Annotated in this window: 13 protein-coding genes; 12 read left to right on the top strand and 1 reads right to left on the bottom strand. The window is 71.5% G+C overall.

Annotated elements, in window-relative coordinates; genetic code table 11:
* Positions 1 to 169: 169 nt before the first annotated feature.
* From C0010_RS10540 to C0010_RS10490, 11 genes are all read left to right on the top strand, one after another.
* A complete protein-coding gene (locus C0010_RS10540) occupies positions 170 to 1,357 on the top strand; it encodes a class I SAM-dependent methyltransferase (RefSeq protein ID WP_105567046.1) in 1,188 nt (395 codons plus the stop codon).
* A gap of 127 nt (positions 1,358 to 1,484) precedes the next feature.
* Complete coding sequence (groES, locus tag C0010_RS10535) at positions 1,485 to 1,781, top strand: co-chaperone GroES (protein ID WP_105567045.1); 297 nt, start codon at positions 1,485 to 1,487, stop codon at positions 1,779 to 1,781.
* Between the two features lie 324 nt (positions 1,782 to 2,105).
* Positions 2,106 to 3,038, top strand: a complete 933-nt coding sequence (gene rarD, locus C0010_RS10530) for an EamA family transporter RarD (protein WP_105567174.1) — start codon at positions 2,106 to 2,108, stop codon at positions 3,036 to 3,038.
* A gap of 145 nt (positions 3,039 to 3,183) precedes the next feature.
* A complete protein-coding gene (guaB, locus tag C0010_RS10525) occupies positions 3,184 to 4,686 on the top strand; it encodes an IMP dehydrogenase (RefSeq protein WP_105567044.1) in 1,503 nt (500 codons plus the stop codon).
* A gap of 282 nt (positions 4,687 to 4,968) precedes the next feature.
* Positions 4,969 to 6,084 carry a GuaB3 family IMP dehydrogenase-related protein gene (locus tag C0010_RS10520; protein ID WP_105567043.1) on the top strand — a complete coding sequence of 372 codons (1,116 nt, stop codon included), beginning with the start codon at positions 4,969 to 4,971 and terminating at the stop codon, positions 6,082 to 6,084.
* 7 nt (positions 6,085 to 6,091) lie between these two features.
* On the top strand, positions 6,092 to 6,916 hold the full coding sequence (locus tag C0010_RS10515) for an SURF1 family protein (RefSeq protein WP_324998652.1): 825 nt from the start codon (positions 6,092 to 6,094) through the stop codon (positions 6,914 to 6,916).
* A gap of 260 nt (positions 6,917 to 7,176) precedes the next feature.
* On the top strand, positions 7,177 to 7,710 hold the full coding sequence (locus C0010_RS10510) for a DUF3817 domain-containing protein (RefSeq protein ID WP_105567042.1): 534 nt from the start codon (positions 7,177 to 7,179) through the stop codon (positions 7,708 to 7,710).
* A complete protein-coding gene (guaA, locus tag C0010_RS10505) occupies positions 7,707 to 9,284 on the top strand; it encodes a glutamine-hydrolyzing GMP synthase (RefSeq protein ID WP_105567041.1) in 1,578 nt (525 codons plus the stop codon). Before C0010_RS10510 ends, guaA begins: the two co-directional genes overlap by 4 nt.
* A gap of 148 nt (positions 9,285 to 9,432) precedes the next feature.
* Positions 9,433 to 10,800 (top strand): glycosyltransferase, encoded by a 1,368-nt coding sequence (locus C0010_RS10500; RefSeq protein ID WP_105567040.1) that lies wholly within the window; start codon positions 9,433 to 9,435, stop codon positions 10,798 to 10,800.
* A 264-nt stretch (positions 10,801 to 11,064) separates the two neighbouring features.
* Positions 11,065 to 11,490, top strand: a complete 426-nt coding sequence (locus C0010_RS10495) for a YciI family protein (protein WP_105567039.1) — start codon at positions 11,065 to 11,067, stop codon at positions 11,488 to 11,490.
* A gap of 1 nt (position 11,491) precedes the next feature.
* Entirely contained in the window at positions 11,492 to 12,772 is a 1,281-nt protein-coding gene (locus tag C0010_RS10490; RefSeq protein ID WP_105567038.1) for an RNA polymerase sigma factor, read from the top strand.
* Between the two features lie 59 nt (positions 12,773 to 12,831).
* Here the strand turns inward: C0010_RS10490 and C0010_RS10485 are convergent, their stop codons facing one another.
* Positions 12,832 to 13,746 carry a Bax inhibitor-1/YccA family protein gene (locus C0010_RS10485; RefSeq protein ID WP_105567037.1) on the bottom strand — a complete coding sequence of 305 codons (915 nt, stop codon included), beginning with the start codon at positions 13,744 to 13,746 and terminating at the stop codon, positions 12,832 to 12,834.
* Between the two features lie 159 nt (positions 13,747 to 13,905).
* Here C0010_RS10485 and C0010_RS10480 point away from each other — a divergent pair, with 159 nt between their 5' ends.
* Positions 13,906 to 14,904 carry a glycerophosphodiester phosphodiesterase family protein gene (locus C0010_RS10480; protein WP_105567036.1) on the top strand — a complete coding sequence of 333 codons (999 nt, stop codon included), beginning with the start codon at positions 13,906 to 13,908 and terminating at the stop codon, positions 14,902 to 14,904.
* Positions 14,905 to 14,929: the final 25 nt, after the last annotated feature.

The raw sequence follows: 14,929 nt of genomic DNA, 5'->3' as shown, positions 1-14,929 counted from the left end.
TCGTGCGCAGCGTCCGCACAGGGGCGTCATTCCGCGGGGCGCGCAGTGAACGTTCGAAGGATGACTGCGTTGGGACGGCTCGCGTCCGGGGCGCCGCCCGGCGGAGGCGTCGCCGGCGCCCGGTTCATCGTTCGGCGGGCGATGCGCGCCGCCGCATAGGCTGGTCGGCATGGAGATGGCCGAGCTCGACGCGCTGCTCACCCGCGAGGGCCTGGCGCTGCTCGACTCGCTCGACCCCGTCGAGACGACGGGCGACGTCGCACACGTCGTCTCCCGCCTGCGCGCCGCCGGGCACGGCCCTGACCTGGTCTCGGCCGCCGTCGGCCAGGCGCGGCTGCGCGCCCGCGCCAGGGCGAAGTTCGGCGAGCTCGCCGACCGGATGCTCTTCACCCGCGCCGGGCTCGAGCAGGCCACCCGCACGAGCGTCGCCCTCCGGCACGCCGACCGGATGCACAGAGCAGGCATCGCGTCGGTCGCCGACTTGGGCTGCGGCATCGGCGGCGACGCCCTCGCCTTCGCCGGCTCGGGGCTCGCCGTGCGCGCCGTCGACGCCGATGAGGTCACGGCCGCGCTCGCCGCCTACAACCTCGCACCGTTCCGCCCGGAGACCACGGTCGTGCACGGCACGGCGGAGGGCGCGGATCTCGCCGGCGTCGACGCCGTCTGGCTCGACCCCGCCCGGCGCACGGGCGGCCGCACCGAGACCAAGCGCGTCTCGGCCGCCGATTACTCGCCGCCTCTTGACTGGGTGTTCGACCTGGCCTCGCGCGTTCCTGCAGGCATCAAGCTCGGCCCCGCGCACGACAGGGAGGCGCTGCCCGACGACGCGGAGGCGCAGTGGATCAGCGTCGACGGGTCGACCGTCGAGCTCGTCGTCTGGACCGGCCGCCTTCGCCGCGAATCCGTCGCGCGCTCGGCCCTGGTCATCCGGGGCGACGAGGCGCACGAGCTGACGGCGCCAGCCGACGCCGAGGACGAACCGCCGCGGGAGCTCGGGGCCTTCGTGCACGAGCCGGAGGGCGCCGTCATCCGGGCCCGCCTCATCGGCGACGTCGCCAGGGCGCTGGGCGCCGGCCCCGTCGCGCAGGGCATCGCGTACCTGACCGGCGATCGGGAAGTGACGAGCCCGTTCGTGTCGTCGTTCCGTGTGCGCGAGACGCTGCCGGCCGACGCGAAGCGCCTTGCCCGGGCGCTGCGGGAACGGGGCATCGGTACGCTCGAGATCAAGAAGCGCGGCATCGACATCGACCCGGCGGCGTTCCGCAAGAAGCTCTCGCTCAAGGGCGACGGCGCCGCGACGCTGATCATGACCCGGATGGGAGACAAGCGGGTCGCGCTGCTGGCCGACCGCGTCTGACGCCGCGAGCGAACATTTCTGGCACTCGCGTTGCGAGAGTGCCAGCGAGCGTCCTACACTGCCGTTAGCACTCTCGCATCGAGAGTGCGAATTACAGTCTTCTGACACCACAGGGAAGAGGTACACCGTGTCGGTTTCCATCAAGCCGCTCGAGGACCGCATCGTCATCCAGCAGGTCGAGGCCGAGCAGACGACCGCAAGCGGTCTGGTCATTCCGGACACCGCGAAGGAGAAGCCCCAGGAGGGCAAGGTCGTCGCCGTGGGCCCCGGTCGGGTCGACGACAACGGCAACCGCGTTCCGGTCGACGTCGCCGTGGGCGAGACCGTTCTGTACAGCAAGTACGGCGGCACCGAGGTCAAGTTCGGCGCCGACGAGTACCTCGTGCTCTCGGCCCGCGACGTCCTCGCGGTCGTCGAGCGCTGATCGAGTGATCTGACAGAACCCCGGGCCCCAGGGCCCGGGGTTCTGCGCGTCTGGGCCGGCGCTCGTCCGGGTGCCGTGGAGTGCGTCGGGTTCCGAGGCGCTGCGGAATCGCTGGCGCGCGGCAGAACCGGCGTGGTTCTGCCGCGGTTCGGAGACTGACCGGGGTGCGGGGCCCGTCGGGCCGGGCCGGTCCGTGTCCGCCTGCGATGCCGCCAGAGCCCTCGCCCGGCGCCGCCCCGCGCCCCGGTGCGCGGGGCCGCATGCCCGTCGCGCGACTAGGCTGGGTCGGTGAGCCTGAACCTTCCGGATGCCCGAGATCGCACGATGGGAACGGGGTACGGGGCCGGCGCCTATCTGCTGTGGGGCTTCCTGCCGCTGTACTTCGTGCTGCTCGCCCCGACAGGCCCGTGGGAGGTTCTCGCCTGGCGCGTGCTGCTCTCGCTCGCGCTCTGCGCGATCCTCGTCACCATCACGCGCGGCTGGCGCCGCTTCGCCCTCGTCGTGACGAGCCCGCGCCTGGTGTGGTGGACGGTGCTCGCCGGCGCGCTCATCTACGTCAACTGGCAGGTCTTCCTCATCGCCGCCCAGACGGGGCAGGTGCTGCAGGCGAGCCTCGGCTACTTCATCAACCCGATCATCACGGTGCTGCTCGCCGTCATCTTCCTGCGCGAGCGCCCGCGCCCGCTGCAGTGGGCGGCGATCGGCGTCGCGGCCGTGGCGGTCGGCGTGATCGTCGCGGGGTACGGCGCCGTTCCGTACCTGGCGCTCGCGATGGCGCTCTCGTTCGGCTTCTACGGGCTGGTCAAGCACCGCATCGGCCCCGCGGTCGATGCCATCGGCGGCCTCGCGCTCGAGACGCTCTGGCTCGCCCCCGTCGCGGTCGCCCAGCTCGTGATCGTCGCGCTGACGACCGGCCTCACCTACGGAACGGCCGGCATCGGGCACACCGTCGCGCTGTCGTTCGCGGGGGTGGTCACGACCGTGCCTCTGCTGCTGTTCGCCGCCGGCTCTCGCCGCGTTCCGCTGTCGACCATGGGCATGCTCCAGTTCATCGCCCCGATCCTGCAGTTCATCACGGGGGTCTTCCTCCTCGGCGAGGAGATGCCGCTCGAGCGCCTCATCGGCTTCGCCCTCGTCTGGGTGGCGTGTGCGCTGCTGATCATCGACATCATCCGGGCCGCGCGCCGCGACCGCGCCTCGCGCCGGAGCGCGCATCGCGACGCGCATCCCGTGACGGGCGAGATCCCGCCGCTCTGATCGGGAGGCGCCGCAGGGCCGCCCGCATCGGCCCCTGGGCATCCGGAGCACTCGGAATATTCGGACGCCCTCGGACCTTAGAATGTGACACACACGCGCGGGCCACGAGCACCGCGGGCCGAGCCAACGGAGAGGTGCCGCACCCATGACCGACCACGATCCCTTCGGCTTCGTCGGGCTGACGTACGACGACGTGCTGCTCCTGCCGGGGCACACCGATGTGATCCCCTCCGAGGCGGACACGTCGACCCGGCTGACGAAGCGGATCACGCTGAACATCCCGGTTCTCTCTGCCGCGATGGACACCGTCACCGAGGCACCCATGGCGATCGCGCTCGCGCGCCAGGGCGGCATCGGCATCATCCACCGCAACATCTCGATCGAGGACCAGGCGAAGCAGGTCGATCAGGTCAAGCGCTCCGAGTCGGGCATGATCACCGACCCCGTCACGGTCACGCCGAACGCGACCCTCGCCGAGCTCGATGAGCTCTGCGCGCACTTCCGCGTCTCGGGCCTGCCTGTCGTCGACGAGAACCGCAAGCTCCTGGGCATCATCACGAACCGAGACACGCGCTTCGTGCCGCGCGACGAGTGGGCGACCACGCCCGTGCACGAGAAGATGACCCGGATGCCGCTGGTCACGGCGCCCGTCGGCACCTCGCGCGACGACGTGCTCGCCCTGCTCGCGGAGCACCGAATCGAGAAGCTCCCGCTCGTCGACGAGAACGACGTGCTGCGCGGGCTCATCACGGTCAAGGACTTCGACAAGGCCGAGGACTACCCGAACGCGGCGAAGGACGACGAGGGCCGACTGCGCGTCGGCGCGGCCGTCGGCTTCTTCGGCGAGGGCTACGACCGCGCGATGGCGCTGGTCGATGCCGGCGTCGACGCGCTCGTGGTCGACACGGCCAACGGCCACAGCCAGGGCGTGCTCGAGATGATCTCGCGCCTGAAGAAGGACCCGCGCGCGGCGCACGTCGACGTGATCGGCGGCCAGGCCGCGACGCGCGAGGGCGCCCAGGCGCTCATCGATGCGGGAGCCGACGCCATCAAGGTCGGCGTCGGCCCCGGCTCGATCTGCACGACGCGCATCGTCGCGGGCGTGGGCGTGCCCCAGGTGACGGCGATCTACGAGTCGGCGAAGGCGGCCATCCCCGCCGGCGTCCCGGTGATCGCCGACGGCGGCCTGCAGCACTCGGGCGACATCGGCAAGGCGCTCGTCGCCGGCGCCGACTCGGTCATGCTCGGTTCGCTCCTGGCGGGCACGAAGGAGTCGCCGGGCGACCTCATCTTCGCCAACGGCCGCCAGTTCAAGGCCTACCGCGGCATGGGCTCGCTGGGCGCCATGCAGACCCGCGGCAAGAACACGTCGTTCTCGAAGGACCGCTACTTCCAGGCCGACGTGCCGAGCGACGAGAAGCTGATCGCCGAGGGCATCGAGGGTCAGGTCGCCTACCGGGGCCCGCTCGGCTCGGTCATCCACCAGCTCGTCGGCGGCCTGCGCCAGACGATGTTCTACGTCGGCGGAGGCACCGTCGCGGAGCTGAAGTCGCGGGGCAAGTTCGTCCGGATCACCCCGGCCGGCCTGCGCGAGTCGCACCCGCACGACATGGCGATGATGGTCGAGGCCCCGAACTACAAGGGCTGACACCCGCAGACGACGAACGCCCGCGCTCCGGCGCGGGCGTTCGTCGTGCCAGTGGAACCGCACGCAGTCATTCTTCGGCGCGTGCGCGCGGTGGGCCGCGAGGTCGTGCGGGCGGGGTCGGCCGTGCGGTGCGGATCGACTGCGCTGTGCTCGTACGCCGGGCCTCTGCCCGGCCGGTCCCGAGGGGTGCGGCGCCGCGGTGGTCGGCCGAAGGGCGAACGTGAGGGGTGATGGCGCCGAGGCATTCCCATAGGCGGCCGCGGGTAGGGTATTGGGGTGACCATGGAGATCGAGCTGGGCCTGGCCAAGCGAGCGCGTCGCGCGTATGCGCTCGACGACATCGCGGTGGTCCCCTCCCGGCGCACCCGCAACCCCGAAGACGTCTCGACGACCTGGTCGATCGACGCCTTCTCCTTCGACACCCCCGTCATCGGCGCGCCGATGGACTCTGTGATGAGCCCGGCCAGCGCCATCCGGCTGGGGCAGCTCGGCGGCCTCGGCGTCCTCGACCTCGAGGGGCTGTGGACCCGCTACGACGACCCGAAGCCGCTGCTCGACGAGATCGCCTCGCTGCCGGATGAGGTGGCCACCTCCCGCATGCAGCAGCTGTACTCCGAGCCGGTCAAGCCCGAGCTCATTTCGGCGCGGCTCGAGGAGATCCGCGCGGCGGGCGTCACCGTCGCCGGTTCGCTCACCCCGCAGCGCACGCAGGAGTTCTACGAGACCGTCGTCGCCGCCGGCGTCGACCTCTTCGTCATCCGGGGCACGACCGTCTCGGCGGAGCACGTCTCGAGCGACGTCGAGCCGCTGAACCTGAAGAAGTTCATCTACGACCTCGACGTGCCGGTCATCGTCGGCGGCGTGAGCACCTACACCGCGGCGCTGCACCTGATGCGCACGGGCGCCGCCGGCGTGCTCGTCGGCTTCGGCGGCGGGGCGGCGTCGACCACGCGCACGACGCTCGGCATCCACGCGCCGATGGCGACGGCGATCGCCGACGTCGCGGCCGCGCGCCGCGACTACCTCGACGAGTCGGGCGGCCGCTACGTCCACGTGATCGCCGACGGCGGCGTCGGCACATCCGGCGACATCGTCAAGGCGCTCGCGGTCGGTGCCGACGCCGTGATGCTCGGCGTCGCGCTCGCCCGCGCGACCGATGCGCCGGGCCGCGGGTTCCACTGGGGCCCCGAGGCGCACCACGCGAAGCTGCCCCGCGGGCGCCGCATCAAGGTCTCGCAGACCGGCACCCTCGAGGAGGTGCTGTACGGCCCGACGACCGCGTCCGACGGCACGGCGAACCTGCTGGGCTCGCTGCGCAAGGCGATGGCGACGACGGGCTACTCCGACCTCAAGGAGTTCCAGCGCGTTCCCGTCGTGATGGCGCCGTACGGAGCCTGATCCCGACGTGACCGACCAGGAGGACTCCGCCCTCGTCTTCCCGCCGACGCTGCGGGAGGTCATGCTCCGGCCGCGCTGGCTGGCGATGCTCGGCTTCTGCCTGATCGTCGCGGCTGTCTTCGCGTGGCTCGGGCAGTGGCAGTTCGCCCGCGCTGTCGACTTCGACCGTCCCGTCGAGGGCGCGACCGAGGAGGTCGTGCCGCTCGCGGAAGTCGCGCAGCCGGCGCAGTACGTCTCCGAGGAGCTGATCGGCCAGCGCGTCGACGTCGCCGGCCGATGGGACCCCGAGGACTTCCGCATCGTCTCGTCGCGCTACAACGACGACGTCGAGGGGTACTGGGTCACCGGCCGCCTCGAGCTCGACGACGCCTCGTCCATGGCGGTCGCGATCGGGTTCGCCCAGGAGCGCGCCGACGCGGACGCCGCGCTCGCCGCGTTCGCCGATGCGGCTGAGCCGGATGCCGCGGTCGAGCTGACGGGGCGCATCATCTCCGACGAGGGCCCCGTGCTGCCGAGCGGCGACGACCCGTACGAGATGACGCGGATGTCGCCCGCCGCGCTGCTCGGCCAGTGGGGTGACGTGCCGGGCGAGACGTATCGCGTCTACGTGACGTCTCACGACCCCTCGGGCGGCATCGCCGAGGCGGGTCTCGACGCCATCTCGTCGCCGGCCCCCGAGATCGCCGGCCCCGTCAACTGGCTCAACATCTTCTACGCCGTCGAGTGGGCAGTCTTCGCGGGCGCCGCGTTCTACCTCTGGTACCGCCTCGCGAAGGACGCCCAGCAGCGCGAGATCGAGGACATCGAGGGCTACGACCCCGACGAAGCCTGAGCGACCCCCAGGACCGCACCTCCCGGAACCTCCGCCGCGGTGACGAAAAACGCGCCAAGATCCGAATCTTGGCGCGTCATCTGCGACCGCGGCGGAGCGGGTGGCGGCGGAATCTGCGACGGGGTTGGCGGGGACGCGGGTGGCGGCTCTGCCCGGTGGGCGGCGCCGCTCCGGGGGTGGGCTCAGGGGCGAGGTCCGTGGGCGGGCTCTGGGGGCCGCTCCGGGGGTGGGCTCAGGGAGTGCCCGATTAGACTGGTCACATGGCGCAACCCAAGCTCTCTTCCTTCCCGAAGATCCGAGGGGCCCTGCGCTTCTACCAGGTGTGCTCCGTCATCACGGGCATCGGCCTGCTCCTGCTCGTCGCCGAGATGGTGCTGAAGTACTCGCCTCTGCACACCGAGCTCTTCATGGGCGGCTCCGGCGGATTCCTCTGGTTCGCCGACGTCATCGTCGCCGGTGACTGCAGCTGGTACTCGAAGCTCGCGATGGGCGCGGGCTCCGCGTGCGAGATGACCTCGGCGGGCGACGGCGTCAACCTCTCGCTCGCGATCCTGGTCGTGCACGGCTGGTTCTATGTCGTGTACCTGTTCGCCTGCTTCCGCCTGTGGAGCCTGATGCGCTGGGGCCTCGTCCGGTTCCTCGCGCTCGCCGGCGGCGGCGTCGTGCCGTTCCTGTCCTTCGTGATGGAGGCGCGCGTCGGCCGCGAAGTGAAGACCTACCTCTCGGACCGCGAGACCATCGCAGCCGCGAAGCGCGCGGCGAAGAACCCCAACACCCAGGAGGCCGCCGGATGAGCGCCGACACCGCCCAGCGACCGGTTCTGGTCGTCGACTTCGGAGCGCAGTACGCGCAGCTGATCGCCCGCCGCGTCCGCGAGGCCGGCGTGTACAGCGAGCTCGTGCCGCACAGCGTCACGCGCGCCGAGGTGGAGGCGAAGAACCCCGTTGCGATGATCCTCTCGGGCGGCCCGAGCTCGGTCTACGCCGACGGAGCGCCGGCGTTCGACTCGTCGATCTTCGACCTCGGCGTTCCGACGCTCGGCATCTGCTACGGCTTCCAGGTCATGGCGCAGGCGCTCGGCGGCGAGGTCGCGCACACGGGCAGTCGTGAGTACGGCGCGACCGACGCGGCCGTCTCGGGCTCCGGCGGCATCCTGCTCGAGGGCACGCCGGCCGAGCAGAACGTGTGGATGAGCCACGGCGACGCCGTCTCCCGCGCGCCCGAGGGCTTCGAGGTGCTGGCCTCGACATCCGGCACGCCCGTCGCCGCGTTCGGCAACGCCGACACCTGCTTCTACGGCGTGCAGTGGCACCCCGAGGTGAAGCACTCCGACCACGGCCAGAGGGTCATCGAGAACTTCCTGCACCGCGCCGCCGGTCTCCCCGCCGACTGGAACAGCGGCAGCGTCATCGAGGAGCAGGTCGCCCGCATCCGCGAGCAGGTCGGTGACGCCCGCGTCATCTCCGCGCTCTCGGGTGGCGTGGACTCCGCCGTCTCGACGGCCCTCGTCCACCGCGCGATCGGCGACCAGCTCACCGCCGTGTTCGTCGACCACGGCCTCCTCCGCAAGGGCGAGCGGGAACAGGTCGAGCAGGACTACGTCGCCTCGACGGGCGTGCGCCTCATCACGGTCGACGCCGAGGACACCTTCCTCGGCCACCTCGCGGGGGTCACCGACCCCGAGGCGAAGCGCAAGATCATCGGCCGCGAGTTCATCAGGGCCTTCGAGAAGGTCCAGCGCGAGCTCGTCGACGAGGCGAAGGCCTCCGGTGCGCCGATCAAGTTCCTCGTGCAGGGCACCCTGTACCCGGATGTCGTGGAGTCGGGCGGCGGCAGCGGCACGGCGAACATCAAGAGCCACCACAACGTCGGCGGCCTGCCCGACGACCTCGACTTCGACCTCATCGAACCGCTGCGCACCCTGTTCAAGGACGAGGTGCGTCAGATCGGCCGCGAGCTCGGCCTGCCCGAGGCGATCGTCGGCCGCCAGCCGTTCCCGGGGCCGGGCCTCGGCATCCGGATCATCGGCGAGGTCACCCACGACCGCCTCGAGACCCTGCGCGAGGCCGACGCCATCGCGCGCGAGGAGCTCACGGCGGCTGGCCTGGACGGCGAGATCTGGCAGTGCCCCGTCGTGCTGCTGGCCGACGTGCGCAGCGTCGGCGTGCAGGGCGACGGCCGCACCTACGGACACCCCGTCGTGCTGCGCCCCGTCTCGAGCGAGGACGCGATGACGGCCGACTGGACGCGCCTGCCGTACGACGTGCTCGCGAAGATCTCGAACCGCATCACGAACGAGGTCGCGGAGATCAACCGCGTCACCCTCGACGTCACCTCGAAGCCGCCCGCGACGATCGAGTGGGAGTGATCGGCACTGCGCGGCACTCGGACGCGTCAGCGGACGAGTGGGAGTGATCGCGCAGCGATCGGCTTGACGACGCGCCCCGGGCCATCCGGCCCGGGGCGCGTCGTCGTACGGGTCGCGCGGCGCGGGCGCGGGTGGGAAGATCGAATCGATGAGCGACGACACACTTCCGCATGCGCACTACCTGATCTTCTCGAGCCGGCTGATCCCCGGCCTGGACGGCGGGTACACGATCGCGACGCTCGCCCGCGCCGCCCAGATGGCCGCGGCCGGCGCCGACAGCGTGCGGATGCTCACCTTCGACCCCGGCACGGCCCAGGCGCACGCCGAGCACCGCGACGAATTCGTCCGGCGCGGTCAGCTGACATCGGCCGGACCCTCCTTGCGCAACCTCTTCGACGAGGCGGGCGCCGACCGGTCGTGGCTGCTCGCCGATGCGGCCCCGGGCGAGCGCGACGCCCGGTTCGAGTACCGCACGGTCCCCGACGCCGACGGCCGGCCCCTCGTGGCCCTACCGAACGTTCCGGACCCGTCCGGTTGGCACCTCAGCACGGCACCGGTCGTCGTGTACGACGCCGACGGCGCGGAGGCGGGCGTGCTCTCCGGCTTCCGCGGGGTGTACCGCGCGTGGGTCGACCGCGTCGTGGCCGACCTGCGCGCCGAGGACGACCGCCCCGTCGTGGTGATCTGCGAGTCGCGCCAGCTGGGCGAGCTGCTCGCCGGCTGGCGCGACCCGGATGCGCGCATCATCCACACGATCCACACGATGCACCTCGAGCAGCCGTTCACGGCCGACGCACCCATCAACGCCCTCTGGCGGCGCTGGTTCGAGGTCGCCGACGCGTTCGACGCGATCGCGTGGCCCACGGAGGCGCAGCGCGAAGACGTCGCCGACCGGTTCGGGGGACACAACCACGTGGTGGTGCCGAACGGCGTGGTCGCGCCGGGTGCCGTGCCGGCGGCCGCGGAGCGCGACTCCGGCCTCGTCGTGATGATGAACCGGCTCGCGCCGGGCAAGCGCGTCGATCACAGCATCCGGGCGTTCCTCGCCGCCGACGTCACCGGGGCGCGGCTCGACATCTACGGCGACGGGCCGGAGCACGAACGCCTGCAGCACCTGATCGACGAGCTCGGCGCGTCCGAGCGCGTCGCGCTCCGCGGCGCGACGACGGAACCGGGGCGCGTGCTCGAGACGGCCGCGCTGTTCGTGACGTCGACGGAGTACGAGGGGCAGGGCCTCGCCATCGTCGAGGCGCTCGCGCACGGCTGCCCCGTCGTGACGTACGACATCCGGTACGGCCCCGCCGACGCGCTCGCTGATGGCGGTGGCGTGCTCGTGCCTGACGCCGACGAGCGCGCGCTGGCCGGCAGCATCCGGAGCCTCCTGACCGACGACGAGCGCCGCGCGGAGCTCGCGGAGCAGGCGCCGGCATCCGCCGCGCGCTGGAGCCCCGACGCGGCGATGGCGGCGCTCGGCGAGGCCGTGCGTCGGGTGCTGGCCCATTCGGTGCACCGCTGAGACGGACACAATGCAGTCGATACGTGCGTCGTGTCCGCGCGGCCCGCGTATCACCCGTGTCGGAATCGATCGGCGCGCAGAGACGACTGCGTTGTGTCGATCCGGCCCAGCCTGCGCACGTGCGGCACGGGCTGAGTGCAGGGGAGTCGGAGGGGGCGACCCCGGCCTCGGAAAATCCTGCGGGCCGTGTCGATCCGGCCTCTTCCCGTTCGACGTCTTCAGTGAGAGGGTCGAATCGCGGCCCCGCGATCGAAGGAGACGATCATGAAGTTCATGCTGATCATGCGAGCGGACGACTCGGGAGTGAAGGCGTTCGAGGAGATCCCGTTCGAGCAGATCATCGAGGCGATGGGCAAGTACAACGAGTCGATGATGAAGGCGGGCGTGCTGCTCGCGGGCGAGGGCCTCACGGACGCCGAGGAGGGCTTCGTCGTCGACTTCTCCGCCGAGGCGCCGCTCGTGACGGACGGCCCGTACGGCGAGACCAAGGAACTGTTCAACGGCTTCTGGATCATCGAGGTGTCCACCCGCGAGGAAGCGGTCGAGTGGGCCAAGCGCGCGCCGCTCGGGCCCGGCGCCTTCCTCGAGGTGCGTCGGGTGACCGAGATGGAGGACTTCCCGGCCGACAACGAATGGATCGAGAAGGAAGCCGGATGGCGCGAGGAGCAGGCCCAGCGCGCCCAGCAGTGAGATGAGCGGTCAGGACGGGGTGCGCTCGGCGGCCGAGGTCACCGAGCGCACCGTCGCCGCGGTGTGGCGCCTGGAATCGGCCCGCATCGTCGCGACGCTCACGCGCACGGTCGGCGACTTCGGCCTCGCCGAAGACCTCGCGCAGGACGCGCTGGTCGAAGCCCTCGCCCGATGGCCGCGCGACGGCGTTCCGCGCAACCCCGCCGCATGGCTCACGACGACCGCGAAGCGGCGGGCGATCGACGCCTGGCGCCGCCAGGAGCGCTACGACGAGCGCATCGCGGCGATCGCGCACGACCTGGAGCGCGAGCAGGCCGAGGCGATGGACGCCGACCCCTGGGATCCGGATGTCATCGACGACGACGTGCTGCGACTGATCTTCGTCGCGTGCCATCCGGTGCTCTCCCGCGAAGCGCGGGTGGCGCTGACGCTGCGCGTCGTGGCGGGGCTGTCGACCGAGCAGATCGCGCGGGCGTTCCTCGTTCCGGTCGCAACGGTGCAGCAGCGCATCGTGCGCGCGAAGAAGACGCTGGCCGCGGCGAAGGTGCCGTTCGAGGTGCCGCCGAGGCAGGAGCATCCCGAGCGCTTGAGCGCGGTCTTCGGCGTGCTCTACCTGATCTTCAACGAGGGGCACACAGGCAGCAGCGGGCCGGATTGGATGCGCCCGGAGCTCGGCGTCGAGGCGATCCGGCTGTGCCGTTCGCTCGTCGCCCTGGCGCCGAAGGAACCGGATGCCCACGGCCTGCTGGCGCTGATGGAGCTCACTGCGGCACGATGCCCCGCCAGGACGGATGCGAACGGCGAGCCCGTTCTGCTCGCCGACCAGGACCGCACGCGGTGGGACAGGGGGCGGATCGCGCGCGGGCGCGCCGCACTCGCGCGCTCCGACGCGCTCGGCGCGGGGCGCACCGCCTACGGCCTGCAGGCGGCGATCGCCGAGTGCCACGCGGTGGCCGCGTCGGTCGACGACACCGACTGGGAGCGCATCGTGGTGCTGTACGAAGCGCTGGGCCGGATCGCGCCCTCGCCCGTTGTCGAGCTCAACAGGGCGGCCGCGGTGGCGATGGCGACGGGGCCGGCGACGGCCCTGCGAATCCTCGACGAGCCGGCGCTCGCCGACGCTCTGCGCGGCTACCACCTGCTCCCGGCGACGCGGGGGGAGCTGCTGCTCCGGCTCGGGAGGGGAGACGAGGCCCGCTCCGAGTTCGCGACGGCGGCCGCTCTCGCCGGCAATGACAGGGAACGGCGGCTCTTGGAGGAGAAGGCCGCGGGGCGCGGCTGACGCGGTTGCGGAACGACGAAGGCCGCCCCGAGGGGCGGCCTTCGTGCGTGCGGGGCGGGTCAGTCGCTGGACTGGAAGATCGCCAGGATGCGCAGGATCTCGACGTACAGCCACACGACCGTGACCATGATGCCGAAGGCGCCCTGCCAGGCGTACTTGCGCGGGGCGCCGTTGCGCACGCCCTGCTGGATCTGGTCGAAGTCGAGCACGAGCGAGTACGCGGCCATGATGACGACGAGGACGCCGATGATGGCGCCGAGCGGGATGCCCATGACCTCCATGGAGCGGAGGCCGAAGGCGTTGTCGGCGACGCCCGTCCACATCAGGATGACGTTCAGCAGCGAGAAGACGAGGTAGCCGATCATCGCGATCATGAAGATCTTCGTCGCACGCTTGGAAGCGCGGATCTTGCCGTTCGCGAACAGCGCCAGGGTCACGGCGATGACCGCGACCGTCGCGAGGGTGGCCTGGAACACGACGCCGGGGAAGATGAACTCGAAGTAGGCGGAGATGCCGCCGACGAAGAGGCCTTCGAACAGTGCGTATCCGAAGATCAGCGGAACCGAGGGCTTCTTCTTGAAGATGTTCACCATCGCGAGCACGAAGCCGCCGAGCGCGCCGATGATCCACGGTGCGAGGTTCGGCGCCTGGGTCGCCATCGACGGGCTGAGGGCGCCGCCGAGCGTCCAGACCCAGCCGACGACGGCGGTGACGAGCATCGCGGCGAACAGGAGCACCGTCTTGATGACCGTGTCCTCGATGGTCATGCGGCCCGTGTCGACCGAGTCGGCCGACGGCGAGGCGTAAGCGCCCTCCATCCGGGCCTGCTGCGAGGGGTCGACGTAGCCGGGGTAGGCCTGCTGGCCGGCGCCCTGCCGGGGGAACGCGCCCGGCTGCTGCGCGGGCGGCTGCAGCGACGTTCCGTACTGGCCCTGAGGCTGGAAGACGGGGTTGTTGAATCCGGGGCTGGCCATAGCTGTGGTCACACTCCAAGGGTCGATGACGGCGGCGTCACGCCGTCGTCCTCTCAGGGTAGACGGATATTGCTATGCATGGACTGTTATTCCGGGCCCGTTCGCGCTCGGTGAACCGGCTGTTCAGCGCTGGCGCCCCGCGTGGCATAGCCTTGCCGCATGCCAGCAGACGGCCCGCTCGTGATCGCCCACCGAGGTGCCTCCGGGTACCGGCCCGAGCATTCGAGGGCCGCGTACGAGCTCGCGATCGCGATGGGGTGCGGGGCCGTCGAGCCGGATGTCGTGCCGACGCAGGACGGCGTGCTCGTCGTTCGGCACGAGAACGAGATCTCGGGCACGACCGACGTCGCCGACCGACCGGAGTTCGCCGACCGCCGCACGACGAAGGCGTTCCTCGGCGTGCGCCAGACGGGGTGGTTCACCGAGGACTTCACGTGGGACGAGTTGAGCACCCTGCGCGTGCGCGAACGGCTGCCGAAGCTCCGGTCCGGAAGCGCGGCGCACGACGGCGCCGAGCCGATGCTGCGCCTGAGTGACGTGCTCGCCGTCTCGGCGGACGCAGAGCGCCCTGTCGGCGTCGTCGTCGAGATCAAGCACGACGCCTACTTCCGGTCGATCGGCTTCGACCTCGCCCAGCTCGTCGACGACGAGCTGTCGGCATCCGGATGGTCGGTGGGCGGTGCACTGCCCGCGCCGCTCACGATCGAGTCGTTCGAGCCCGGCGTGCTCGATCGCCTGCGCTCGCGGGGCCGCGCGGCCGACTACGTGTTCCTGCTCGAAGCATCGGGCGCCCCGCCCGATCTCATCGCGGAGCGCGGCGCGGAGGCCCCGAGCTACGCCGAGATCGCGACTCCTGCCGGGCTCGACCGCTGGGCCGCGGGCTATGACGGGATCAGCGTCGCGAAGTCGATGCTCCTCGGGCCCGAGGCGTCGGGCGAGGCCGGCCGCGCGCTCGTCGGCGCGGCGCACGAGCGCGGGCTCGGCGTGTACACCTGGACGTGCCGGCCCGAGAACGCGTTCCTCGCCCCCCGGTTCCGCGGCCCAGGCGGGAAGGCCGCGTTCGGCGACTATGCGGGCGAGTGGGGCGTCATCCGGGAGACCGGCGTCGACGGCGTGTTCGCCGACCACACCGACCTCGCGCTCGACGCGTTCCGCTGACCTGCCGCGTTCGGCGCTGCGGGTG

Origin of the sequence: Microbacterium halophytorum (genome assembly GCF_002970975.1) — a bacterium.
GTDB lineage: Bacteria > Actinomycetota > Actinomycetes > Actinomycetales > Microbacteriaceae > Microbacterium > Microbacterium halophytorum.
Note: the sequence above shows the minus strand (reverse complement) of the source record. Positions and strands in the feature narration are given on the sequence as shown.